We start from the raw sequence: 23,272 nt of genomic DNA, 5'->3' as shown, positions 1-23,272 counted from the left end.
CGTCCTGGACAAACGACTCGGGGCCGTGCGGTGACAATCACCACACGGCCCCGGAGGCAAAGAGTGCGCAGGTCAGCGAGTGACCCGGGGTTTAGCCCTTGCGCGCCTTGATCTCGCCGGTCAGCTGCGGGACGACCTCGAAGAGGTCGCCGACCACGCCGTAGTCGACCAGGTCGAAGATCGGGGCCTCGGCGTCCTTGTTGATGGCCACGATGGTCTTCGAGGTCTGCATGCCGGCCCGGTGCTGGATCGCGCCCGAGATGCCGGAGGCGATGTACAGCTGCGGGGAGACCGACTTGCCGGTCTGGCCGACCTGGTTGGTGTGCGGGTACCAGCCGGCGTCCACGGCGGCGCGGGAGGCGCCGACGGCCGCGCCGAGGGAGTCCGCGAGCTCCTCGATGATGCCGAAGTTCTCGGCACCGTTGACGCCACGGCCGCCGGAGACGACGATCGCGGCCTCGGTCAGCTCCGGACGGCCGGTCGACTCGCGCGGGGTGCGCGAGGTGACCTTGGTGCCGGTGGCCAGGGCGCCGAAGGTGACGGCGAGCGCCTCGACGGTGCCGGCGGCCGCAGCGGCCTCGACCGGGGCCGAGTTCGGCTTCACGGTGATGACCGGGGTGCCCTTGGAGACGCGGGACTTGGTGGTGAACGACGCGGCGAAGGCGGCCTGCGTCGCGACCGGACCCTCGTCACCGGCCTCCAGGTCGATGGCGTCCGTGATGATGCCGGAGCCGATGCGCACGGCGAGACGGGCGGCGATCTCCTTGCCCTCGGCGGAGGACGGGACGAGCACGGCGGCCGGGGAGACGGCGTCGTACGCGGCCTGGAGCGCGTCCACCTTCGGCACCACGAGGTACTCGGTGAACTCGGGGGCGTCGGCGGTGAGGACCTTGACCGCACCGTGCTCGGCGAGGACGGCGGCGGTGGCCTCGGCACCGGCGCCGAGGGCGACGGCGACGGGCTCGCCGATGCGGCGGGCCAGCGTCAGCAGCTCAAGGGTGGGCTTGCGGACGGCGCCGTCCACGTGGTCGACGTAGACGAGAACTTCAGCCATGGGACTGCTCTCCTGCGATTGCGAAGTGTCTGGGGGCTACTAAGGGGGCTGAAGTTCTTAGATGAACTTCTGGCCGGCCAGGAACTCGGCCAGCTGCTTGCCGCCCTCGCCCTCGTCCTTGACGATCGTGCCGGCGGTGCGGGCCGGACGCTGCGCCGCGGAGTCGACCGCGGTCCAGGAGCCTTCGAGGCCGACCTCTTCGGCCTCGATGTCCAGCTCGTCCAGGTCCCAGGACTCCACCGGCTTCTTCTTGGCGGCCATGATGCCCTTGAAGGACGGGTAGCGGGCCTCGCCGGACTGGTCGGTCACGGAGACGACCGCGGGGAGGGAGGCCTCCAGCTGCTCGCTGGCGGAGTCGCCGTCGCGGCGGCCGGTCACGGTGCCGTCCTCGACCTTGACCTCGGACAGCAGCGTGACCTGCGGGACGCCCAGGCGCTCGGCCAGGATCGCCGGGAGGACACCCATGGTGCCGTCCGTCGACGCCATGCCGGTGATGACCAGGTCGTAGCCGGCCTTCTCGATCGCCTTGGCGAGCACCAGGGAGGTGCCCATGACGTCGCTGCCGTGCAGGTCGTCGTCCTCGACGTGGATGGCCTTGTCGGCGCCCATGGACAGCGCCTTGCGCAGCGCGTCCTTGGCGTCCTCGGGGCCCACCGTCAGAACGGTGATCTCGGCGTCGTCCGCCTCGTCGGCGATCTGCAGCGCCTGCTCGACGGCGTACTCGTCGAGCTCCGACAGCAGGCCGTCGACGTCGTCGCGGTCCACGGTCAGGTCATCGGCGAAGTGCCGGTCACCGGTGGCGTCGGGCACGTACTTCACACAGACAACGATCCTCAGGCTCACGCCGACTCTCCTACCGCATCGTCTTTTACTGGTACCGCCTTGTGCAGGCAGCATAGGCGCCTTGTGGGGCGGATCCCGGTCGGGGCGGCCCGCGCTCCGAAGGGAATGTTACTCGTCAGTACACAGCGGGTGCTCCCCGGAGGCAAGGCCACCGAACTGTGATCTGGCCAACGCCGCCCGAACCCGCCCCAGCAGGGACGATTCAGTCGCGCAACGCGTTGAAGCTTCCCTGGTGGTACAGCAGCGGCCGGCCCTCGCCCGCAGGGTCCCCCGCCACCGCCTCCGCGATGATCACACGATGCTCACCGGCGGGCACCCTGGCCACCACCCGGCACACCAGCCACGCCAGCACCCCGTCGAGCAGCGGCACCCCGTGCGGACCCGCGGCCCAGCCGGTACCGGGGCCGAAGCGGTCCGCCCCGCTGCGCGCGAAGAGGCCCGCCAGCTCCCGCTGGTGCTCGCCGAGTATGTGGACGCCGAGGTAGTCGCTGTCCCGTACGGCGGGCCAGCTGGAGGAGCCCGTGCCGATGGTGAACGAGAGCAGCGGCGGTTCGGCCGAGACGGAATTCAGCGAGGTCGCCGTGAATCCGGCGGGCCGGCCGCCGGACTCCGCGGTGATCACGGCGACACCTGCGGCGTGCCGGCGGAAGACGGAGCGCAGCAGTTCGGGCGACCCGGGCCGGGCGGTGCCGCCCTCGGGACCGGGGGACCCGTCGGCCGCCCCGGCGGGGGCGGCGCGGTCCGCACCGCCGGAGGCGTGGGAGGCGGTGGAGGCGTCAGGGGCGAAAGGTGCGTACGGAGCCGTCGGGAGCGTCGGGGCCGTCATGGGAAGACTTCCTTCTGCCGCGGAGATCGCGGGCGCGGTCGAGGATCGGGGGGCCGGGGGCGTTCAGTGATCCCGACAGCGCGCGCTCGCGTAGCGGACGAGGTCCACGTGGACCCGCCCGTAGAGCAGGAGTTCATACCGCATGTCGTCAGCCTGGCGATCTCACGTGTACACAGTCAAGCCGCGACGGTCAGATGTCAGGCGCGTCACGCTGCGTGCGGGCGCACGGACCGGCGCGCCCGTCACACCGCGGCCCCCAGTGCGGCGATCACGTCCGCCTTGCGCGGCATCCCGGCGGCGCGCCGGACGATCCGCCCGGCGGAGTCCAGGACGAGCACGGTCGGGGTCTTCTCGATGCCGAGGGCGCGCACCAGGGGGAGGTTCCGCTCGGCGTCGATCTCGATGTGCGCGACCCCGTCGACCATGGCGGCGACCTCGGCGAGGATCCGCCGGGTGGCCCGGCAGGGCTGGCAGAAGGCGCTGGAGAACTGGACCAGGCTGGCCCGCTCCCCCGGTTCGCGCCCCAGCTCGGCGGCGCCCAGCCGGCCGTGTCCGCCCGCACCCCGACCACCCTGTTCGCGCCCCTGCACGCCCGCTCCCGTCCGCCCCGTCCGTATGTACGTACGCTGATCGCAGCACCGGTCCGGCGCCGCGCATTCCCCGCGTGACGAGAATCTCCCCGGGCACGGGCGTCTGGGCTGGCCAGCGCGCCGTGTTTGGGGCACCATCCCCATGGTCGCGTACCTACGCTTCCGTAACTTCCGGCCGGGAGCACCTCCCCAGGCAGAAAGCGGGGTCTCCCCACCATGGCTGAGCTCGTCTACCCCCCAGTGATCGGCGCCGCGCACACCCTCTTCCGTGCGCTGGACATCCGCATCGACATGAAGGGAACCGAGAACATCCCGCGCAAGGGCGGGGCGGTCCTGGTGTCGAACCACATCGGATACCTCGACTTCATCTTCGCGGGCCTGACCGCGCGGCCGCAGAAGCGCCTGGTCCGCTTCATGGCCAAGGAGTCGGTGTTCCGGCACAAGGTGTCCGGTCCGCTGATGCGCGCGATGAAGCACATCCCGGTGGACCGCAAGCAGGGTGAGGCCGCCTACCAGCACGCGCTGGACTCGCTGCGCTCCGGCGAGATCATCGGGGTGTTCCCGGAGGCGACGATCTCCCAGTCCTTCACCCTCAAGAGCTTCAAGTCCGGCGCCGCGCGCATGGCGCAGGAGGCCGGCGTCCCGCTGATCCCGGTCGCACTGTGGGGGACCCAGCGCCTGTGGACCAAGGGCCGGCCCAAGGACCTCAAGCGCAGCCACATCCCGGTGACGATGCGCGTCGGCGAGCCCCTGGAGGCCCCGGCCGACCAGTACGCGGGCGCCATCACGCGCCGGCTGCGCGAGCGCGTGCAGGAGCTGCTGGACGCGGCGCAGGCCGCCTACCCGGCCAAGCCCAAGGGCCCCGAGGACTCCTGGTGGCTGCCCGCGCACCTCGGCGGCACGGCCCCGACGGCGGCGCAGGTCAAGGAAGCGGGCTGACCCCACCCCCGCGGAGGGGGCGCCCGGGCCGCGCACGCGCCGCGGTCCGGCTCACTCCCCGTGTCGATGTTCGAGTGCGCCGGGTCCCCTCCCCGGCTCCTTCCGCCCTCCACCCGTCCGGCGTAACGTCCTGATCGCGCGGGACGTGACCGGGCAGCGGAGGGGGTTCGCCGGTGGGCGGGTTCGGGCGGTATCTGGCGGCGGCGCTCACCGCCCGTTTCGCGTCCGAGGGCATGGGCATGGGCGTGGTGCTGCTGGCCCTGGAGCGGACGGGGAGCGCCGCGCACGGGGCGTTCGTCCTGACGGCGTGGATGGCCCCGCACGTGCTGGCCGCGCCGCTCGCGGGCGCCGCCGCGGCGCGGGCGCGCCGGCCCCGGCTGTTCTACGCGGGCGCGCTGGCCGGTTTCACGGCCGCGGTGGCGGCGCTGGCGGTGCTGCTGGGCCGGGCTCCGGTCCCGGTGGTGCTGGCGGTGGCGGTGCTGGGCGGATCCTGCGGGCCGGTGGTGACGGGCGGGCTGTCGAGCCTGGTGGCGGGGCTGGTCCCGGAGGGCCCCCGGCGCGACCGGGCCTACGGCTGGGACGCCTCGACCTACAACGCGGCTTCGGTGCTGGCCCCGGCGGCGGTCGGCCTGGCCGGGGCGGTGGTCTCGGCGGGGCCCGCGATGGGGGTGCTGGCGGTCTCCGCGGCACTGGCGGCGGCGCTGGCGGCGTCCCTGCCGTACGAGGACCCGCACGGCAGGCCGCGGGAGGACGCGTACGAGGACCAGGGCGCGGGCCCGCCGCCCGAGGCGCCCCGGGCCGGCCTGGGGGCGGGCCTGGCAACCCTGTGGCGGGTGCGGGAACTGCGGGCGATCACCTCGGCGACGACGCTGGCCTTCGTCGGCGTCGGGGCGCTGACCACCACCTCGGTGCTGCTGGCCCGCGGGCTCGGCAGGCCGGGCGCGGGCGGGGTGCTGATGACGGCCTTCGCGGTGGGTGCGCTGGCCGGGTCGCTGACGCTGGGCCGGATGACGTCGGTGGCGCCCGGGCGGCTGGCCCGCTGGGCCATGGCGGGGACGGGGGCCGCCCTCGGGGTGGCGGCGTTCACTCCGTCGGTCGCGCTGACGGCGGCCGCGTTCGCGGCGGCGGGGGTGTGCGACGGGCCACTGCTGACGGCCACGCTGCGGATCCGCTCGGAGCACGCGCCGGGCGCGGTGCGGGCCCAGGTGTTCACCCTGGGGGCGGGGCTGAAGGTGACGGCGGCTTCGACGGGCGCCGCCCTGGTCGGGCTGGCCGCCGCCGCTCCGCCGTGGACGCTGCTGCTCGGGATCGCCGTGCTGCAGCTCGCGGCCGCCGCGCTGCACCTGCTGGTGTCGGCGCGCGGGCGGGTGGGCGGGGTCCCGGCTACAGGGCGGTCGGCAGCTTCCGCCACAGCTCCTGCCGGTCGGCGGACTCCCGGAGGACCTTGAGCACGGCGGGGTGCGGGGCGGCGTGGAGCTCGGGGTGGTCGACCTCGCCGAGTTCCGGGCGCACGGGGAAGGCGAGCCGCTCGTGGTCGAGGGTGAACCGGGCGTCGACGCCGGGCTTGTTGCCGCGCGGGTCGACACGGGCCCAGCGCTCGCTGCCGGGCAGCCGCAGGGCCACGAGGCCGTGGGCGGCGGGGGCGCCGCCGTCGTCGTCGGCGAGCAGCTGGTAGCAGAGGGCCGCGGGGATCCCCTGGGCGCGCAGCAGGGCGGCGAGGGCGTGGGCTTTGGCGTAGCAGGTGCCGTTGCGCGTGCTCAGCACGTCGGAGGCGCGCCAGGAGACCCGGGTGTCCCCGGAGTCGGCGGAGTGCGGGATCGTGTCGCGGACGAACTCGAAGGCGGCTTCGGCGTATGAATATGCATCACCGGTGGCGGCCCACAGGGCGTCGGCGGTCTCCTGTACCAGCGGATGCCAGTGGTCGATGGCCTCGTCGGATGCCAAATAGGCGTGCAGGTCTGGGTTCTGTTGGATGAGTTCCATGATCCGCAGCATAGGCATGCCTCCGACCGCAGATCAATAGATTTGCGGTCGGAGGCATATATATTCAGTTCTTGGCGGGGAGGTGGCTAGCGGGCCAGCTCCTCCTTGAGCGCCTGGAGGAAGCCGTCCACGTCCTCTTCCTGGGTGTCGAAGCCGCACATCCAGCGGACGTCACCGGCCGCCTCGTCCCAGAAGTAGAAGCGGTACCGCTGCTGGAGCCGGCGCGTGACCTCGTGCGGCAGCCGCGCGAAGACGGCGTTGGCCTGCACCGGGTAGAGGATCTCCACCCCGTCGGTCTCGCGCACACCGGCGGCGAGCCGCTGCGCCATCGCGTTGGCGTGGCGGGCGTTGCGCAGCCACAGGTCCTTCGCGAGCAGCGCTTCCAGCTGCACCGAGACGAACCGCATCTTGGAGGCGAGCTGCATCGACATCTTGCGGATGTGCTTCATCTGCCGGACCGCGTCCGGGTTCAGCACCACCACGGCCTCGCCGAACATCATGCCGTTCTTCGTGCCGCCGTAGGACAGCACGTCCACGCCCACCGTGTTGGTGAAGGTGCGCATCGGCAGGTCGAGGGAGGCCGCGGCGTTGGCTATCCGGGCACCGTCGAGGTGCACCTTCATGCCGAGGCCGTGCGCGTGGTCGCAGATCGCCTTGATCTCGTCCCGGGTGTAGACCGTGCCGAGCTCGGTGTTCTGCGTGATCGAGACGACCTGCGGCATCGCCCGGTGCTCGTCCTCGAAGCCCCAGGCCTCCTGGTCGATCAGCTCGGGGGTGAGCTTGCCGTCCGGCGTCGGTACGGCGAGCAGCTTGATGCCCGCCATCCGCTCGGGCGCGCCGCCCTCGTCCACGTTGATGTGGGCGGTCTTGGCGCAGATCACCGCGCCCCAGCGGTCGGTCATGGCCTGGAGGGCGGTGACGTTGGCACCCGTGCCGTTGAAGACCGGGAAGGCCTGCGCGGACGGCCCGAAGTGACTGCGGAAGATCTTCTGCAGGTGTTCGGTGTACTCGTCCTCGCCGTAGGAGACCTGGTGGCCGCCGTTGGCGAGCGCGACGGCGGCGAGCACCTCGGGGTGCACGCCCGCGTAGTTGTCGCTGGCGAATCCGCGCACGGCCGGGTCGTGGTGACGCCGGGCATCGGTCTTGCCGGTATCGGTCCTCACGGTTGCGGGGTGAGCCACAGACGCTGTCCGTTCACATCGGAGGCGGGCCGCTCCCACACGCCGGCGATGGCCTCGGCCAGCTCCTTGACGTCGGTGAAGCCCGCGAACTTCGCATTGGGACGCTCGGCGCGCATCGCGTCGTGCACCAGTGCCTTGATGACCAGGATCGCAGCCGCGGCGCTCGGGCCGTCGTCGCCCCCCGCCTTGCGGAAGGAGTCCGCCATGGCCAGGGTCCAGGCCTCGGCGGCCGCCTTGCCCGCGTTGTACGCGGCGTTGTTGGCGACCGGCTTGTGCGCACCGGACTGGCTGATCAGCACGTAGCGTCCGCGGTCGCTGCGCAGCAGGCCGTCGTGGAAGGCGAGCGAGGTGTGCTGGACGGTGCGGATGAGGAGCTTCTCCAGGAAGTCCCAGTCCGCGAGGTCCACGTCGGTGAACGTCTTGCTGCCGCGCCAGCCGCCGACCAGGTGAACGACGCCGTCGATCCGGCCGAACTCCTTCTCGGTGCGCTCGGCCCAGGCCTTGGTGGCCTCCAGGTCGAGCAGGTCGACGGTGTCACCGGTGACGGTCGCACCGCCGTGGGCGTAGCGGGCCGCGTCGACGGCCTCCGCGAGCCGCGCCGCGTCCGCGTCGGCGGCCACCACGGTGGCACCCGCCTCGGCCAGACGGAGCAGGGTGGCGCGGCCGGCGGGGCCGGCGGCGCCGGCGACCGCCACCACCGCTCCGCGCAGGGCGCCGTTGCCGTTCCCGGAGCCGTTCATCTGTGCAGCCTCCTGAGGGCGAGTGCTCACGCGTCGGCCCGCTCGGCCGTTGCGGCGTTCAGGGCGGTGATGCCCTTGGTCGAGGCGATCACACCCTTGAGCTTCTTGGCGAGGGCCTCGTAGAACATGCTGAGCGGAAACTCGTCCGCGAGCACGTCGTCGACGAGCTTGCGCGGCGGCTGCGTCAGGTCGAGGGCGTCGGGGCCCTTGGCCCACTTGGAGCCCGGGTGCGGGGCGAGGTAGGTGGAGACGAGCTCGTACGCCTTGAACCAGTGGACGAGCTTCGGGCGGTCGATGCCGGCCCGGTAGAGGTCCTCGATCTCGGCGCACAGCTGGTTGGTGACCTGCGGGGCCCGCATCCAGTCGATCTTCAGCTTGTTGTCCGTCCAGCGCACGACGTCGTGCTTGTGGAGGTACGCGAAGAGGAGCTGGCCGCCGAGACCGTCGTAGTTGCGGTTGCGGTCGCCCGAGACCGGGAAGCGGAACATCCGGTCGAAGAGGACGGCGTACTGGACGTCGCGGCCGTGCTCGTTGCCCTCGGACTCCAGCTTCACGGCCTCCTTGAAGGCGGTGAGGTCGCAGCGCAGCTCCTCCAGGCCGTACATCCAGAACGGCTGGCGCTGCTTGATCATGAAGGGGTCGAACGGCAGGTCGCCGTGGCTGTGGGTGCGGTCGTGGACCATGTCCCACAGGACGAAGGCCTTCTCGCAGCGCTCCTGGTCCTCGACCATGCGCGCGATGTCCTCGGGCAGCTCGATGCCGAGGATGTCGACGGCGGCCTCGGTCACCTTGCGGTAGCGGGCGGCCTCGCGGTCACAGAAGATGCCGCCCCAGGTGAAGCGCTCGGGGGCCTCGCGGACGGCGATGGTCTCCGGGAAGAGCACGGCGGAGTGGGTGTCGTAGCCCGGGGTGAAGTCCTCGAAGGTGATGCCGAGGAACAGCGGGTTGTCGTACCGCGTGCGCTCCAGCTCGGAGAGCCACTCGGGCCACACCATCTTCAGGACGACGGCCTCGAAGTTGCGGTCGAGGTTGCCGTTCTGCGTGTACATGGGGAAGACGACGAGGTGCTGGAGCCCGTCGGCGCGCTCGGCGGCCGGGTGGAAGGCCAGCAGGGAGTCCAGGAAGTCCGGCACCTTGAAGCCGTCCGCGACCCACTTGCGCAGGTCGGCGACGAGCGCGCGGTGGTACGCGGCGGCGTGCGGCAGCAGCGGGGACAGCGTCTCCACGGCGTCGATGGCCCGCTCCACGGCGGCCTCGACGTCGACCGGGGCGGGGGCACCGGCTGCCTCGAAGTCGATCGAACCGTCCTTGGACTGCCAGGGGCGGATCTCCTCCACGGCGGCCTTGAGCGCGGGCCACGCAGGGTGGTCGACCACCCGCGCCCCAGCGGTTATCACGGCACCGCCGGCACCCGGCACAAGAGTTTCCGTCATGTCACTTCCTCCACAGGAGAACCTCACGTCAAGACAGCGTATGCATGTGAGGCTCTCCTGCTCAAGAGGGGATGCGGGAAATTATCCCGCCCGACCCCCTTCTCCACCGAAAGTCTTCCCGTTGTTATGGGTGGAAGCCACCACTCCGCCTAGGCGTTCCAAGGCTCGGAGGGGTATGCGCGACGCCCGGAGCGCCGTCGCGCCGAATACCTCACACACCCCCGCCGGAGACGCCCGCGACGCCTGCGGCGCCCGCTTTGCCCGTGAAGTGCGGAATGACCTTCTCCCCCCACTGCCGGAGCGTCTCCAGACAGGCCTCCTGCGGCACCGTGCCCATCTGGATCAGGCACATCACCTCGTCCGCGCCCGCCCGCCGCAGCCGCTCCACGTACGCGATGGCCTCGTCCGCGCTCCCGTAGGCGTGGTCGGCGTTGAAGATGGCGGTGGCGGTGGGCCGGACGGGGATGTCCAGCTCGTGCAGCCGGGCGACGACCTGCTCGGCGGCCCCGCGCATCCGGGCCTCCTCGTCGCCGCCCTCCTCCACCGCCTCGTCCGGCACGCCGGCGCCCCCGTACCAGTGGCCGATGGACTGCGCGAAGAAGCGCTGGCCCCGCACCCCGATCCGCCGGGCCTCCTCGGGGTCGTCGAGCACGATGGTCGGGCAGAGCACCGAGAAGTGGTCGTTGACGACGCGGGAGACGAACGCGCTCCCGTCCCGGGCCGCGCGCGCCCCGTCGTACACGGACCGCATCCCCGCGACCGCCTCCGGTCCGGCGAAGCCCATCACCAGTGCCCCGACCCCCAGCTCGGCGGCCCGCACCAGGGTCTCGCCCCGGCTGCACGCGAGGAAGAGCGGCGGGTGCGGCCGCTGGGCCGGGCGCGGCAGGATCGGGTGCGGGTCGATGTCCACGAGCGGGCCGTGGTACTCCAGCTCCTCCTCTTCCCAGGCCTTCCCGATGATCCGCAGCGCCTCCTCCACCTCCGCCGTGGTGCGCAGCGGGTCGACCCCGCAGAGCGAGGTCTCCTGCGCGGTGCCCCCGCGCCCGGCGCCCAGGTCGAGGCGGCCGCCGGAGAGCAGGTCGAGCATGGCGGCACGCTCGGCGACCCGGACCGGATGGTTGAAATTGAAGGGCATGCACACGACGCCGTGCCCGATGCGTATGGTGTGCGTCCGGGCCGCGACGAAGCTGAGGAAGACCTCCGGGGCTGACATGTGCGCGTACCACTTCAGGGAGTGGTGTTCGACGGCCCAGATCCGGTCGAATCCCATGCGTTCGGCGAGCACCGCCTGCTCGACGCAGTCGCGGATCACCTGGTGCTCCCGTTCCACGGTCGGGTCGGCGAGCTGAGCTTCGAAGATGACGGAGAAAATCACGGTGCCTCCAGGATCGCGTCCACTGCCCGGACTCACTTCTATTCGAAATATGACTAGTAGTCAGACCTCGAACAAGCAAGAGCTCCCGCCGACCGCGTGGGCCGTCCTCGGCCTGCTGTCGTTCCCCGGGGAGCGCACCGGGTACGAACTGAAGAAGTGGGCGGACTCCTCGCTGCGCTTCTTCTACTGGTCGCCCGCCATCAGCCAGATCTACGCGGAACTGCGGCGGCTGGAGGAGCTCGGCTACGCGGCCTCCGCGCGCTCGGGACCCGAGGAGGTCCGCGCCAAGCGCCGCTACGCCATCACCGACGCGGGGCGCGCGGCCCTGGCCGGCTGGGCCTCCGACACGGCCGAGGCGGGTCCCCCGGTGCTCAAGCACGGACTGCTGCTGCGCGTCTGGCTCGGGCACCTGTCGGAGCCGGAGCGGCTGCGCGCGATGGTGGAGGAGCACATGGACCGGACGCTGGCCGAGCTGGCCGCCGTACGGGAGGCCATGGCGCACGCGGCGGAGGTCCCGGAGTGGGCCTTCCCCACGCTGGCCCTGCGCTGGAGCGAGCGCCAGCACCTGGCCGAACTGGAGCTGGCCGAGGCCCTGCTGGCGGACCTCGCGCAGGCCGGGCCCGCCGGCCCGGCGGCCGGGGCCCCCGCGGACCCCGGGCGTCAAGCCGACGGGGACTCGCCCACGCCCGGGTGACGCGGCAACGCCTCCCCGGCGGCGCCCGGCGCGCACGGCCCTGCCGGGAAGCGGCCGGGGGGCTTCCGCGAGGCCCTGCACGACCGGTCCCCTCGTGAGCGCGGCGCACTAGCATGCGACCTCACCGCGCGCGCGGCCGGCAGGGACACCGTGAACGCGCGCCGAGCCGCCGTCGACGGAAGCGAGAGAACCTTGACTTTCCTCACCATCGGTCACCGCGGGGTCATGGGTGTAGAGCCGGAGAACACCCTGCGGTCGTTCGTCCGCGCGGAACGCTGCGGGATGGACGTGATCGCGCTGGACGTCCGTCTCAGCAAGGACGGCGCCCTCGTCGTCCTGCACGACGCCGAGGTCGACCGCACCACCGACGGCGCGGGCGCCGTCGCCGACCTGACCCTGGCCGAACTGCGCGGGCTGGACGCCGGCGACGGGGAACGCGTACCGCTCCTGGACGAGGTGCTCGACGCCGTGCGGCCCCCGCTGCTGGTGGCGGTGCACGACCGGGGCGCCGCGCTGGCGCTCGCGGAGCTGCTCGTGCGCCGGGACCTGACCTCGCGGGTGGAGGTGGCCTCCACCGACGGCGGCCTCCTCGCCCCGGTCGCCGAACGGGCCCCGGGCGTCCGCACCGTCCTGCGCGTCGCCGGGCAGCACGAGGGCGTCGTGGACCTGGGCCGGGCGGCGGGGGCGCGGACCCTCGCGCTCGACATCGGCCGGATCTGCCTGGAGACGGTGGAGGCGGCGCACGCGGCCGGACTGCGGGTGACGGGCTGGACGGTGAACACGCTGGACGGGCTGCGGCTGGCGCGCGCCCTGCAACTGGACGGCGCCGCCACCGACTTCCCGGAGATCCGCAGCACGGGCCGCTTCACGGCGTGAGCGGCCGGAACCCCCGGAGCGGTCCCGGCCCTGGTGCTGGTGCTGGTCCTCAGAGGGCCTTGACGAGCAGCTCGAAGGCCAGGTCGTCGCGGAGCGGCACGCCGAAGCGCTCGTCGCCGTAGGGGAAGGGGCTCAGTTCGCCGGTGCGCTCGTAACCGCGGCGCACGTAGTAGGCGATGAGCTCCTCCCGTACGTTGACCACCGTCATCCGCATCTCCTTGGCGTCCCACGTCTCACGGGCGCGGCGCTCGGCCTCCGCCATGATCTCCTTGCCGAGGCCGCCGCCCTGGAGCCCGGGGCGGACGGCGAACATGCCGAAGTAGACGTGGTCACCGCGGTGTTCGAGCTGGCAGCAGGCGATCAGCTCGCCGGCCCGCTCGACGACGAGGAGGACGGAGTCCGGCTGGGCGATGACCGCGCGGACGCCGTCGGGGTCGGTGCGCTGCCCGTCGAGGAAGTCGGCCTCGGTGGTCCAGCCGGCCCGGCTGGCGTCACCCCGGTAGGCGGACTCGACGAGGGCCACCAGCTCCGGAACGTCGGCGTCCACGGCACTGCGGAAACTCAGGGCTGCGGAGTGGGCGGTCGGCATCGGGAGGGCTCCGTTCGGTACGGCGGCGCGCGCGGGCGCCGGGTGCGGCAGGGAGAGCCTAACGCGGGGCGCCCTGAGCGCGGCGTGAGAGGGCCGCCGGGCGGGCATTCCTTCCGGTGACGCCGACGAACCGGGAGGTTCCGCCGTGCACGGTCCCGCGATGCCGCTCTCCCCCTTCTCCGCCTCCGCCGTCTCCGCCTGGCTGCTGGTCCTGCTGTGCGCCGTGAGCGGTACGTACTGTCTGCTGCGGGCGCGCAGAGCGGGCCGGCGGGCGCGCGGCGCGGCCGGCGGCGAGGCGGTGATGGGGCTGGGGATGGCGGCGATGGCCGTGCCCGTGGGGACAGGGTCCTGGGGGCCGCCGGTCCTGCTGGCGGTCTTCTGCGCCGCCTCGCTCCACGCGCTGTGGCTGCTGCGCGACGGGGTGCATCACGCGCACCACCTGGTCGGCTCGCTGACGATGGCCTACATGGCGCTGGCGGCGGGCGGCGGGCCGGAGCACGGGCACGGCCGGGCGGGGCTGCCGTGGGTGACGGGGGCGCTCCTCGTCTACTACGCCGGGTACGTGCTGCTCGGCGGGGCCCGGCTGGTGACCGCGGCCGGCGGCGCGCTGCCGGTCGCGGCGGGGAGCGCGGCCCGGGCGGCGGCGGGGGCGGGGGCGGGGATCGGGCTGGGCGCCGGAAGCGGGGTGGGCCCGGGAAGCGGGCCGGGCGGGGGAAGCGGGGTGGACGACCTCACCCGGGCCTGCCGACTCGCCATGGGTACGGGGATGTTGGCGATGCTGATGACCATGTGACGCCCCGCCGGAACGCGGGCGGAACGTGTCCTGCGTCACCAATGACCCGGGACCGTACCCGCGGGAAGTGCGCCGCTCATAGGCTGGCGGACATGATGGTCCCCGCCGCTCTTCTGGTGCTCGGCGCCCTGACCGCGTTCCTCGCGCCCCGCCTGCTGGCCCGGGCCCGGTGGCCCGAGCGTGAACCCGTCGTCGCGCTGTGGGCGTGGCAGTGCGTGGTGGGCGCCACCCTGTTGTGCCTGGCGCTGTCGATGCTGCTCAGCGCGGCCGCCGCCTGGGAGGCGGTGCGCGGCCGGCTGTTCGCGGCGGCGCCCCACGGGGTGGTCGACGCGTACGGGCTGGGGGCCGAAGGCGGCCCGTGGGCCACCGGGACCGCCCTCGCGCTGGCCTGCGGAGGGCTGTGGACCGGGGCGATGCTGACCCGGGAGGTGCTGCGGGCGCGGGCCCGGCGGCGCACGAGCGGGGCCGAACTGGATCTGCGGGCGCCGCTGTTGCCCGGGGAGGACCCGGCGGCGACGAAGCTGGTGGTCCTGGAGGGCCCGCGTCCGGAGGCCTGGTGGCAGCCGGGGGCCGCGCCCCGGCTGGTGGTGACCACGGCGGCGCTGGGCCGGCTCAAGGGCAGCCAGCTGGACGCGGTGCTGGCGCACGAGCAGGGCCACGTGGCGGCGCGGCACGACTGGCTGCTGCACTGCTCGGGGGCGCTGTCGCAGGGGTTCCCGCAGGTGCCGGTGTTCGCGGCGTTCGAGGCGGAGATGCACCGGCTGGTGGAGCTGGCCGCCGACGACGTGGCCTCGCGGCGCTACGGGCGCCTGACGGTGGCCCTGGCCCTGGTCGGGCTGAACGAGGACCGGGGCGTCTTCGGCCCCTGCCCGACCCAGGCCCACGTACCGCAGCGGGTGCGGCGGCTGCTGACGCCCGTACCCCGTCTCTCGGCGGGCCGCCGGCTGCGGCTGACGGCCCTGGCCACCCTGGTGCCCGCGGTGCCGCTGCTGGTGGCCTTCGTACCGGGGCTCAGCGCGCTGGCGTAGCACGGCGCGCGCGGCGGGCGCCCGGGACGGGCCGGGGTCAGACCTGCTCGGTGGGGCGCACCAGCAGCTCGGCCACCGCCACGTGCCGGGGGCGGGTGACGACGTAGCCGATCGTGTCGGCGACGTCCCGGGCCCGGAGCCGTTCGATCGAGCCGAACCGGCGGGTGAGCGCCTCCTGGACCTCCGGGCTGTTGTGCTCGCGCAGCTCGGTGTCCACGGCGCCCGGCTCCACCACGGACACCCGGACGTGGCGGCCGGCGGTCTCCTGGCGCAGGGCCTCGCTGAAGGCGACGACCCCGTACTTGGTGGCGCAGTAGGCGCTGCTGCCCGCGAAGGCGACGCGGCCGGCGACCGAGGACACGTTGACCACGTCGGCGACCCGCCGGGAGCCCTCGGCGGCGGCCGCGGCCAGGTGGGGCAGGGCCGCGTGGGTGGTGTTCATCAGTCCGGTCAGGTTGATGTCGACCATGCGCCGCCACTCGTCGGTCGTGGCGGCGGCGGCCGGCCCGAGGATCATCAGGCCCGCGTTGTTGACGAGGGTGTCGAGCCGGCCCAGTTCGGTGACCGTCCGCTCGACGGCCTCGCGCACCTGGGCCTCGTACGCCATGTCGGCGGCGATGACGAGCGTGGTCCCTCCGGCGGCGTTCAGTCGCGCGGACAGTTCCTCCAGCCGGTCGGCGCGCCGGGCGACGAGCGCCACGGCCGCGCCGTGGGCCGCCAGGACCTCGGCCGTTGCGGCGCCGATGCCGCTGGAGGCGCCCGTGACCAGGGCGACCGTTCCTTCGAGTGCCGCGTCCACGGCGTCCATGACGGGGTCCTCCTCCGGCTCGGGTGACCGCTCCACCTGGCCAGGATGCGCCCGTACCCGGCCGCCCGCCCGGCGGGCGGTGGCACGGCGGACGGCGGCACGGCGGACGGCGGCGCGGCGGTCCGGAAGGAAGGGTTCCGCTGGAGCCGTGGTGGAAGACCGCCGGAGCGCGGAGAGGAGGGCGGAACGAAGAGGGGGAAGGGGTGCCTGCCCGGGGTGATCCCCCGCGTCACCCCGGGCAGACGGTCCCGCGCGCTGAGTACATTGGCTCGGAGCCAGTCAACGCAGGAGTAAGCATGTCCCCGCGCAGCGCATCGGTCAATGAAGAATTGCGCAGACGTTCCCGGGAGCGGCTGCTGCAGGCGACGGTCGAACTGGTCGCCGAGCGCGGCTACGAGGCCACCAAGCTCGGCGACATCGCCGACCGGGCGGGCACGGCCCGCGGCCTGGTCTCGTACTACTTCCCCGGCAAGCGGCAGCTGCTGCAGTCCGCGGTGCACCGGCTGATGCACCTGACGCTGGAGGCGGGGCTGGAGCGCGAGCCGCGCAGCGACGACGGCCGCGAGCGGCTCGCCCGTGCCATCGACGCGATCCTGGGACTGGCCCGCGACCAGCCGCGGCTGATGCGGACGCACATGGCGGGGATCCTCCAGGCGGACGGGTTCATCCAGTGCCCCGAGCAGCAGCGGCTGGCGGCACTGCTGCGGGACACCGTGGTCCGCTACGGCTCGACGGACGCGGACACGGACTATCCGCTGCTGCGGGCACTGCTGATGGGGGCGGTGGTGGCGGTGCTGCTGCCGGGGGCGCCGATGCCCGCGTCCCGGCTGCGGGCGGAGCTGTTCCAGCGGTACGGGCTGGACTGGGAACTGGGTGTCCCGCCGGACGGCGGACCGCCCGGCGGAACGTTCCCCCGGTAGCCCGGGGCGGGCCCGTCAGTGGTACTCGGGCTGGCTCTGTACGTTGAGCCGGTCCATCCGGACCCGCTTGGCGCCGTCGGTGCGCCAGTCGTCGAGCCGCAGGACGTCCAGCCCCTTGGCGATGTCGTTCGAGTAGATGTGGCCGTTGTAGTAGTACGCCGACCAGGAGCCGCCGAGGCCGAGCTGGTCGGTGGTCAGCGGGCCGCGCTCGAAGTAGCCGATCTCCTTGGGGCTGGTGGAGTCGGTGAAGTCCCAGACGGACACACCGCCCTGGTACCAGGCCTGGACCATGATGTCGCGGCCGTCGCCGACCGGGATCAGCGAGCCGTTGTGGGCCACGCAGTTCTCGGTGTCGGCCTGGGCGCGCGGGATCTTGAAGTAGCCCTTGAAGACCAGTTTGCGCTGGTCTCCGCGGCCCGTGATGTCGTAGATGCCGTCGGCGCCCCGGTCGGGCCCGGTGGCCGCGTTGCAGGTGGCGCCGCCTCCGCCGCCCAGCTCGTCGGTGAACACCACCTTGTCCGCGTCCTCGTTGAAGGTCGCCGAGTGCCAGAACGAGAAGTTGACGTTGTCCTGGACCCGGTCGATGACGCGGGGCCGCTCGGGCTCGCTGATGTCGAAGAGGATGCCGTCGCCCATGCAGGCACCGGCGGCCAGGTCCTCGGAGGGCAGCACGGTGATGTCGTGGCAGCCGGTGGTCTTGGAGACCCCGGGGTTGGTGGGCGCGCCGGGGTTCCCGCCGTCCGGGAAGAGCACCGGGAAGGCGACGACGGCGGCCTTGGTCGGCGCCTTCTTCGGGACCTTGACGACCGAGATGCCGTCGTGCGGCGGCTGGCAGTCCGGGAAGGCCTCGCTGGGCGAGTAGGAGGCGACGTAGAGGTAGATGTCGCGGCCGCCCGGCACCAGGGTGTGGGTGTGGGAACCGCAGGCGGTCTCGACGGACTTGATGTACTTGGGGTTCTTCTTGTCCTTGATGTCGAAGATCTTGATGCCCTCCCACGAGGACTTCTCCGTGGCGGGCTGCGAGACGCTGTTGCACGAGTCGTCGCTGCGCGAGGAGTCGGTGGAGAGGAAGAGCAGGTCACCGGAGACGGAGACGTCGTTCTGGCCGCCGGGGCACAGGACCCGGGTGACCACCTTGGGGGACTTGGGATCGGCGATGTCGTAGATCGTGAAGCCGTCGTAGTTCCCGGCGTAGGCGTAGTTCCCCTGGAACGCCAGGTCGGAGTTGATGGTGTTGGGGTTGGCGCTCGGGATGTTGGCCAGGGGTTTGATGTTGCGGCTGTGCACGATCTCGTCCTTGCCGGGGATCTCACCGGGTGCGAGTTCGCGTTCCTGCGCGGGGCCGGCGCTCTGCCGGGAACCCGCTCCCGGCGTGAGGTCGCCGGGGTCGGGGGTGGCGGCCGCCGGTCCGGCGGTGGCCAGGAGCGTAGTGAGGAGTCCGGCGGCGGCCAGCGCCACCCCCAGACTCCGGTGGCGCACTCTGACGGTGTGCAACGTGGTCACTGTGCCTCCCGTGGGGGCCCGTACGTTTCGCTCCTCCTGGGAACGGAACCTGGACCCCGGCAGTATCTTCCTTTCCATGGACATGGCAAACGCATTACTCGGCCGATTCCTGGGGGCGGCTCTGGCCGCCGCACTCCTCCTCACACTCACCGGCTGCCAGGACGGCGGCGGCGGCGGACGGGCCGCCGAAGACTCCCCGGTGGTCGTCGCCCCCGGCAAACCGGGCGAGAAGTCCCGCACCCTCTCCCCGGAACAGGCCGCGAAGGAACGCCCCGACGACTCCCCCAACGCCGCCGACCAGGCCTACGTGCGGCACATGACCGAACACCACCGCCAGGCCCTCACGATGAGCGCCCTCGCCCCCGAGCGGGCCTCCTCGGACGCCGTCAAACGCCTCGCCGAGCGCATCGCGGCCGCTCAGCGGCCCGAGATCGGGGCCATGGAGAAGTGGCTCTCCCGCTACCCCTCGCCCGGCTCCGACGCCGGGGCCCACGACCACGGCGCGATGCCCGGCATGGCCACGCAGCAGCAGATCGAGGAACTGACCGCGGCCAGGGGCGCCGACTTCGACCGGCTCTTCCTGAAGCTGATGACCGCCCACCACGAGGGGGCCGTGAAGATGGCCGGCGAGGCGCTGGCCCAGGGCAACAACGGGGCCGTCGAGGAGATGGCCAACGAGGTGGTGGCCACCCAGACCGCCGAGATCCACCGGATGCGCGCGATGGGCTGACGGGCCGGGGCCCCGGTGGCATGCTGGGAGCACCTGCGGGAGGAGCTCCGCCGTGCTTCGTGTCGCCGTCGTCGGTTCGGGCCCCAGCGGGGTCTACGCCGCTCAGGCACTGGTCCAGCAGCGGGAGGTACCGGGCGTCCGGATCGACGTGCTGGACCGGCTGCCGGCGCCGTACGGCCTCGTACGGTACGGGGTGGCCCCCGACCACGAGAAGATCAAGTCGCTGACCGGAAGCCTCCGGTCGGTCCTGGAGGACGAGCGGATCCGCTTCCTCGGCAACGTCGAGGTCGGCGGTGAACTCCTGCCCACCGCACGGCTGCTGGAGCTGTACCACGCGGTGGTGTACTGCGTGGGCGCGGCGCGCGACCGGACGCTGGGCCTCCCCGGCGAGGAACTGGCCGGGGTGCACTCCGCGACGGAGTTCGTCTCCTGGTACAGCGGGCACCCCGATGCCCGCCCCTTCGACCTGGCCGGGGTGCGCTCGGCCGTGGTCGTCGGGGCCGGGAACGTCGCGGTGGACGTGACCCGGATCCTGGCCCGGGGCGTGCCCGAGCTGCGGCCGACCGACATGCCGCAGGCGGCCCTGGGGGCGCTGGCCGACAGCGGGCTGCGGACGGTGACGATGGTGGCCCGGCGGGGCCCGTCTCAGGGCAGGTTCACCACCAAGGAACTGCGCGAACTGGGCACGCTGGCGCAGGTGGACACCCGGGTGGACCCCGCCGATCTGGCCCTCGACCCGGCCTGCGCCGAACCGGGCGACCCGGCCGCGGCGGCCGCCCTGCCCGCCGTGGCCCGGCGGAACGTGGAGGTGCTGCGCGGCTGGGCGCGGGCGGCGCCGGACCCCGGCGCCCGGCGGTCGATCTCACTGCGCTTCTACCTGCGCCCGGTCGAGCTGCTGGCCGGCCCGCGGGGCCGGGTGCGGGGGGTCCGCTTCGAGCGGACCGCCCCGGACGGCCGGGGCGGGGTGCGGGGTACGGGCGCGTACGAGGACCTCGACGCCGAACTGGTGCTGCGCTCGGTGGGCTACCTGGGCGTGCCGCCGGCCGGGCTGCCCTTCGACGCCGCCACCGGAACGGTGCCGCACGCGGCGGGCCGGGTGCTGCGCGCGGGCCGGGCCTCGGTCGGCGAGTACGTGGCGGGGTGGATCAAGCGGGGCCCGACCGGGGTCATCGGCACCAACCGGCCGTGCGCCAAGGAGACGGTGTCCTCGCTGCTCCAGGACGCGGGCCCGCTGGCCCGGCGCGCGCTGCCGGCCGATCCGCTCACCGCCCTGCACGCGGCCGGGCTGCACCCCGTGGAATGGCCGGGCTGGCTGGCCATCGAGGCGGCCGAAGCGGATCTGGGCCGCTCGCTGGGCCGCCGCTCGGTCAAGATCCCCGACTGGCCGGGCCTGCGCGCGGCGGCGGGCATCGCCTGAGCCGGCCGTCCCGCGCGGGACGCCCCCGCCTCCGGCACCCCTATGTGAGGGGCGCGCCCGGGGCGCCGAGCCGGGCGCCTTCGGCGGCGGCGGCCTCCAGGACGCTGTCCAGCAGGCCGGGGAAGAGCGTCTGGAGCTCCGTGCGGCGCAGACCGTTCATCTTGGCCGTGCCCCGGTAGGTCTGGCGCACGACCCCGCTCTCGCGCAGGACGCGGAAGTGGTGGGTGGTCGTGGACTTGGTGACCGGCAGGTCGAAGTGCGAGCAGGAGAGCTCGGCTTCGGTCGCCGCGAGGTCGCGCACGATGGACAGCCTCACCGGGTCGGACAGGGCGTGCAGGACGCCTTCGAGGCGGATCTCGTCCGGCTCGGGGTGGGCCAGGGTGCGGACGGTGTCCCGTTCCGTCATGTCCGGCTCCTCTCGTTTCGGATCGGCCTCCGCCGGGCGGCGGACCCCCATCGTACGAGAACCGTCGTAGGACGGGTGGGGGTGCGGCGCGGGCGTGGGGAACTCCCGCGCCGCACCCGGTTCACCAGGAGCGGTGGTACTGGTCGGGCATGCGCAGCTCCCCGCCGAGTTCGGCGGCGGCGCGGCGGGCCCAGTAGGGGTCGCGCAGCAGCTCGCGGCCGAGGAGGACGGCGTCCGCCTCTCCGTTGGCCAGGATCTTCTCGGCCTGCTCGGGCTCGGTGATCAGCCCGACGGCGGCCACGGGGAGCGCCGTCTCCTTCTTGACTCGGGCCGCGAAGGGCACCTGGTAGTCGGGGCCGACGGGGATCTTCGCGTGCGGGACGAGGCCGCCGGTGGAGACGTCGAGCAGGTCCACCCCGTGCTCCAGGAGCAGGGCGGACAGCCGGACGGTGTCGTCGGCGGTCCAGCCCTCCTCGTCCAGCCAGTCGGTGGCGGAGATCCGGAAGAACAGCGGCAGCTCCTCGGGCCACACCTCCCGCACGGCGTCGACGACTTCGAGGGCGAAGCGGGTGCGGTTCTCGAAGGAGCCGCCGTAGGAGTCCGTGCGCCGGTTGGTGTACGGGGAGAGGAACTGGCCGATCAGGTACCCGTGGGCGCCGTGGATCTCCAGGACCCGGTACCCGGCGGCCAGCGCGCGCCCGGCGGCGGCGGCGAACTGCCCGGTGATCTCCCGGATCTCCTCCACGGTGAGGGCCCGCGGCTCCGGGTCGCCCTCGGCGAACGGCACGGCGCTCGGCGCGACCGGGGTCCAGCCGTGCGCTTCGGGCCCGACGAGGCGGCCGCCCTTCCAGGGCCGCTCGGTGGACGCCTTGCGGCCGGCGTGGCCGATCTGGATCCCGGGAACGGCGCCCTGGGACTTGACGAAGTCGGTGATCCGGCGCAGGGCCGCCACCTGGGTGTCGTTCCAGATGCCCAGGTCGTAGGGGCTGATCCGGCCCTCGGGGGAGACCGCCGTGGCCTCCTGGACGATCAGTCCGGTGCCGCCGGTGGCGCGGGCCGCGTAGTGCGTGAAGTGCCAGTCGTGGGCCACGCCGGCGTCGGGGCCGGCGGGCTCGGCGCTGTACTGGCACATCGGCGCCATCCAGACGCGGTTCGGCACGGTCACCGACCGCAGGGTGTAGGGCTGGAAAAGGGCGGTGAAGGCGGCGGGTGCAGCACTCATGGGTCTCTCCAGATGTCACCGGACGCGCGCCGGGGACCGGCGCTAAGTACGAGAAACACCGTACTACGAAATCTCTCGTAGTACGAGACCTCACGTACAAGCGTCCCGGCGGGGCGCCGCGCGCCGCCCGGCCGGTGTCGGCGGCCGGGTGCAGACTGGCGGAAAGCCACCAGGTGGGCGAGGGCGTCCGGAGGTACCGGCCATGACCGATGTGTTGTTGCTCGCGGGAACGCGCAAGGGGCTGTTCATCGGCCGGCGCCGGGACACCGGCCCCTGGGAGCTCGAAGGACCCCTCTTCAACGCCCAGGCCGTGTCCGCCGTGGCCATCGACAACCGCGGGCCCGCGCCCCGGCTCCTGGTCGGCGGGGACAGCTCGCACTGGGGGCCCTCCGTCTTCACCTCCGACGACCTGGGGGCCACCTGGCGGGAACCGGCCACGCCCGCCGTGCGGTTCCCCCAGGACACGGGCGCCTCGCTGGAGCGGATCTGGCAGCTGCAGCCCGCGGGCCCCGAGGCCCCGGACGTGGTCTACGCCGGGACCGAGCCGGCCGCCCTGTTCCGCTCCACCGACCGCGGCGACTCCTTCAAGCTGGTCCGGCCGCTGTGGGAGCACCCGACCCGCTCCGCCTGGGTTCCGGGCGGCGGGGGCGAGGGCCTGCACACGGTGATCACCGACCCGGCCGATCCGGCGGCCGTGACGGTGGCCGTCTCCACCGCCGGGGTCTTCCGCACCCGCGACGGCGGAGCCCGCTGGGAGCCGTCCAACCACGGGGTCTCGGCGGTGTTCCTGCCCGACCCGCACCCCGAGTTCGGCCAGTGCGTCCACAAGATCGCCCGGGACGCCGGGGCTCCCGGCCGGCTCTACCTCCAGAACCACTGGGGCGTGTACCGCAGCGACGACGCCGGCGCCGAGTGGACCGACATCGGCGCCGGACTGCCGTCCGACTTCGGCTTCGCCGTGGCCGCTCACCCCCACCGGCCCGACACCGCCTACGTGTTCCCGCTCAACGCCGACTCCGACCGGGTCCCGGCCCAGCACCGCTGCCGGGTCTTCCGCACCGAGGACGCGGGAGCGCACTGGGAGCCGCTCTCCAGGGGGTTGCCGCCCGGGGACCACTACGGCACGGTGCTGCGCGACGCCCTGTGCACCGACGACGCGGACCCGGCCGGCATCTACTTCGGCAACCGCAACGGCGAGCTGTACGCCAGCCACGACGACGGCGACAGCTGGCAGCAGCTGGCCGCCCACCTCCCGGACGTCCTGTGCGTCCGGGCCGCCGTACTGAGCCGAACGGGACCGGCTGTCGGTGTGGGCCAGTAGA

The 23,272-nt window shown here is 73.1% G+C and carries 25 protein-coding genes; 10 read left to right on the top strand and 15 right to left on the bottom strand.

What is annotated here, in order from left to right; translation table 11 throughout:
* Window positions 1-91 precede the first annotated feature (91 nt).
* The 5 genes from SLAV_RS32255 to SLAV_RS32240 all read right to left on the bottom strand — a co-directional run bounded on the left by SLAV_RS32255 (window position 92) and on the right by SLAV_RS32240 (window position 3,313).
* Window positions 92-1,054: an electron transfer flavoprotein subunit alpha/FixB family protein gene (locus SLAV_RS32255; protein WP_030232831.1), complete on the bottom strand. Its 963-nt coding sequence runs from the start codon at window positions 1,052-1,054 to the stop codon at window positions 92-94.
* A 57-nt stretch (window positions 1,055-1,111) separates the two neighbouring features.
* The gene (locus SLAV_RS32250) at window positions 1,112-1,897 is read right to left on the bottom strand and encodes an electron transfer flavoprotein subunit beta/FixA family protein (protein WP_030232828.1); all 786 of its coding nucleotides are present in this window, start codon (window positions 1,895-1,897) and stop codon (window positions 1,112-1,114) included.
* Between the two features lie 202 nt (window positions 1,898-2,099).
* Window positions 2,100-2,723 carry a flavin reductase family protein gene (locus SLAV_RS32245; RefSeq protein WP_234333696.1) on the bottom strand — a complete coding sequence of 208 codons (624 nt, stop codon included), beginning with the start codon at window positions 2,721-2,723 and terminating at the stop codon, window positions 2,100-2,102.
* Window positions 2,724-2,786: 63 nt separating this feature from the next.
* Window positions 2,787-2,867 (bottom strand): putative leader peptide, encoded by an 81-nt coding sequence (locus SLAV_RS43710; RefSeq protein WP_351032633.1) that lies wholly within the window; start codon window positions 2,865-2,867, stop codon window positions 2,787-2,789.
* A gap of 98 nt (window positions 2,868-2,965) precedes the next feature.
* On the bottom strand, window positions 2,966-3,313 hold the full coding sequence (locus tag SLAV_RS32240; protein ID WP_030232822.1) for a TlpA family protein disulfide reductase: 348 nt from the start codon (window positions 3,311-3,313) through the stop codon (window positions 2,966-2,968).
* Window positions 3,314-3,529: 216 nt separating this feature from the next.
* On the opposite strand from SLAV_RS32240, the gene SLAV_RS32235 reads away from it, so the two are divergent.
* Both SLAV_RS32235 and SLAV_RS32230 read left to right on the top strand, forming a co-directional pair.
* Window positions 3,530-4,252: a lysophospholipid acyltransferase family protein gene (locus SLAV_RS32235; RefSeq protein WP_030232819.1), complete on the top strand. Its 723-nt coding sequence runs from the start codon at window positions 3,530-3,532 to the stop codon at window positions 4,250-4,252.
* 173 nt (window positions 4,253-4,425) lie between these two features.
* A complete protein-coding gene (locus tag SLAV_RS32230) occupies window positions 4,426-5,700 on the top strand; it encodes an MFS transporter (protein ID WP_030232817.1) in 1,275 nt (424 codons plus the stop codon).
* Here SLAV_RS32230 and SLAV_RS32225 read toward each other — a convergent pair.
* The 5 genes from SLAV_RS32225 to SLAV_RS32205 all read right to left on the bottom strand — a co-directional run bounded on the left by SLAV_RS32225 (window position 5,636) and on the right by SLAV_RS32205 (window position 10,964).
* Window positions 5,636-6,235 (bottom strand): transglutaminase domain-containing protein, encoded by a 600-nt coding sequence (locus tag SLAV_RS32225; protein WP_030232814.1) that lies wholly within the window; start codon window positions 6,233-6,235, stop codon window positions 5,636-5,638. The genes SLAV_RS32230 and SLAV_RS32225 overlap by 65 nt on opposite strands.
* Before the next feature lie 86 nt (window positions 6,236-6,321).
* Window positions 6,322-7,416, bottom strand: coding sequence for a threonine aldolase family protein (locus tag SLAV_RS32220; protein ID WP_051841107.1), 1,095 nt, complete (start codon window positions 7,414-7,416; stop codon window positions 6,322-6,324).
* Window positions 7,395-8,156 (bottom strand): SDR family NAD(P)-dependent oxidoreductase, encoded by a 762-nt coding sequence (locus tag SLAV_RS32215; RefSeq protein ID WP_030232809.1) that lies wholly within the window; start codon window positions 8,154-8,156, stop codon window positions 7,395-7,397. The genes SLAV_RS32220 and SLAV_RS32215 overlap by 22 nt, the downstream gene beginning before the upstream one ends.
* Window positions 8,157-8,182: 26 nt before the next feature.
* Window positions 8,183-9,589 carry a DUF6421 family protein gene (locus SLAV_RS32210; protein WP_078950421.1) on the bottom strand — a complete coding sequence of 469 codons (1,407 nt, stop codon included), beginning with the start codon at window positions 9,587-9,589 and terminating at the stop codon, window positions 8,183-8,185.
* 211 nt (window positions 9,590-9,800) lie between these two features.
* On the bottom strand, window positions 9,801-10,964 hold the full coding sequence (locus SLAV_RS32205) for an LLM class flavin-dependent oxidoreductase (RefSeq protein ID WP_030232803.1): 1,164 nt from the start codon (window positions 10,962-10,964) through the stop codon (window positions 9,801-9,803).
* A 49-nt stretch (window positions 10,965-11,013) separates the two neighbouring features.
* Here SLAV_RS32205 and SLAV_RS32200 point away from each other — a divergent pair, with 49 nt between their 5' ends.
* Both SLAV_RS32200 and SLAV_RS32195 read left to right on the top strand, forming a co-directional pair.
* Entirely contained in the window at window positions 11,014-11,658 is a 645-nt protein-coding gene (locus SLAV_RS32200) for a PadR family transcriptional regulator (protein WP_051841106.1), read from the top strand.
* 192 nt (window positions 11,659-11,850) lie between these two features.
* Window positions 11,851-12,534, top strand: coding sequence for a glycerophosphodiester phosphodiesterase (locus tag SLAV_RS32195; protein WP_030232798.1), 684 nt, complete (start codon window positions 11,851-11,853; stop codon window positions 12,532-12,534).
* A gap of 49 nt (window positions 12,535-12,583) precedes the next feature.
* Here SLAV_RS32195 and SLAV_RS32190 read toward each other — a convergent pair whose 3' ends face one another.
* Window positions 12,584-13,123 carry a GNAT family N-acetyltransferase gene (locus SLAV_RS32190; protein ID WP_030232796.1) on the bottom strand — a complete coding sequence of 180 codons (540 nt, stop codon included), beginning with the start codon at window positions 13,121-13,123 and terminating at the stop codon, window positions 12,584-12,586.
* A gap of 160 nt (window positions 13,124-13,283) precedes the next feature.
* On the opposite strand from SLAV_RS32190, the gene SLAV_RS32185 reads away from it, so the two are divergent.
* Both SLAV_RS32185 and SLAV_RS32180 read left to right on the top strand, forming a co-directional pair.
* On the top strand, window positions 13,284-13,916 hold the full coding sequence (locus tag SLAV_RS32185; RefSeq protein WP_100661340.1) for a DUF5134 domain-containing protein: 633 nt from the start codon (window positions 13,284-13,286) through the stop codon (window positions 13,914-13,916).
* 92 nt (window positions 13,917-14,008) lie between these two features.
* Window positions 14,009-14,944, top strand: coding sequence for a M56 family metallopeptidase (locus SLAV_RS32180; RefSeq protein ID WP_030232794.1), 936 nt, complete (start codon window positions 14,009-14,011; stop codon window positions 14,942-14,944).
* Window positions 14,945-14,981: 37 nt separating this feature from the next.
* On the opposite strand, the gene SLAV_RS32175 is transcribed toward SLAV_RS32180, so the two are convergent.
* The gene (locus tag SLAV_RS32175; RefSeq protein WP_199922186.1) at window positions 14,982-15,743 is read right to left on the bottom strand and encodes an SDR family NAD(P)-dependent oxidoreductase; all 762 of its coding nucleotides are present in this window, start codon (window positions 15,741-15,743) and stop codon (window positions 14,982-14,984) included.
* 305 nt (window positions 15,744-16,048) lie between these two features.
* On the opposite strand from SLAV_RS32175, the gene SLAV_RS32170 reads away from it, so the two are divergent.
* Window positions 16,049-16,672: a TetR/AcrR family transcriptional regulator gene (locus tag SLAV_RS32170; protein ID WP_030232789.1), complete on the top strand. Its 624-nt coding sequence runs from the start codon at window positions 16,049-16,051 to the stop codon at window positions 16,670-16,672.
* Between the two features lie 15 nt (window positions 16,673-16,687).
* On the opposite strand, the gene SLAV_RS32165 is transcribed toward SLAV_RS32170, so the two are convergent.
* Complete coding sequence (locus SLAV_RS32165; protein ID WP_030232787.1) at window positions 16,688-18,175, bottom strand: LVIVD repeat-containing protein; 1,488 nt, start codon at window positions 18,173-18,175, stop codon at window positions 16,688-16,690.
* Window positions 18,176-18,251: 76 nt separating this feature from the next.
* Here SLAV_RS32165 and SLAV_RS32160 point away from each other — a divergent pair, with 76 nt between their 5' ends.
* Both SLAV_RS32160 and SLAV_RS32155 read left to right on the top strand, forming a co-directional pair.
* Complete coding sequence (locus SLAV_RS32160; protein WP_037687663.1) at window positions 18,252-18,905, top strand: DUF305 domain-containing protein; 654 nt, start codon at window positions 18,252-18,254, stop codon at window positions 18,903-18,905.
* Between the two features lie 52 nt (window positions 18,906-18,957).
* A complete protein-coding gene (locus SLAV_RS32155; RefSeq protein WP_030232782.1) occupies window positions 18,958-20,322 on the top strand; it encodes an FAD-dependent oxidoreductase in 1,365 nt (454 codons plus the stop codon).
* A 40-nt stretch (window positions 20,323-20,362) separates the two neighbouring features.
* Here SLAV_RS32155 and SLAV_RS32150 read toward each other — a convergent pair whose 3' ends face one another.
* Entirely contained in the window at window positions 20,363-20,728 is a 366-nt protein-coding gene (locus SLAV_RS32150) for an ArsR/SmtB family transcription factor (protein WP_030232781.1), read from the bottom strand.
* A 121-nt stretch (window positions 20,729-20,849) separates the two neighbouring features.
* Window positions 20,850-21,950 carry an NADH:flavin oxidoreductase/NADH oxidase gene (locus tag SLAV_RS32145; RefSeq protein ID WP_030232778.1) on the bottom strand — a complete coding sequence of 367 codons (1,101 nt, stop codon included), beginning with the start codon at window positions 21,948-21,950 and terminating at the stop codon, window positions 20,850-20,852.
* Between the two features lie 202 nt (window positions 21,951-22,152).
* On the opposite strand from SLAV_RS32145, the gene SLAV_RS32140 reads away from it, so the two are divergent.
* Complete coding sequence (locus SLAV_RS32140) at window positions 22,153-23,271, top strand: WD40/YVTN/BNR-like repeat-containing protein (protein WP_051841105.1); 1,119 nt, start codon at window positions 22,153-22,155, stop codon at window positions 23,269-23,271.
* The last annotated feature ends 1 nt before the right edge of the window (window position 23,272 follow it).

It is taken from the genome of Streptomyces lavendulae subsp. lavendulae (assembly GCF_002803845.1).
Classification (GTDB): domain Bacteria; phylum Actinomycetota; class Actinomycetes; order Streptomycetales; family Streptomycetaceae; genus Streptomyces; species Streptomyces lavendulae.
This window is presented reverse-complemented; position numbering and strand designations above follow the sequence as displayed.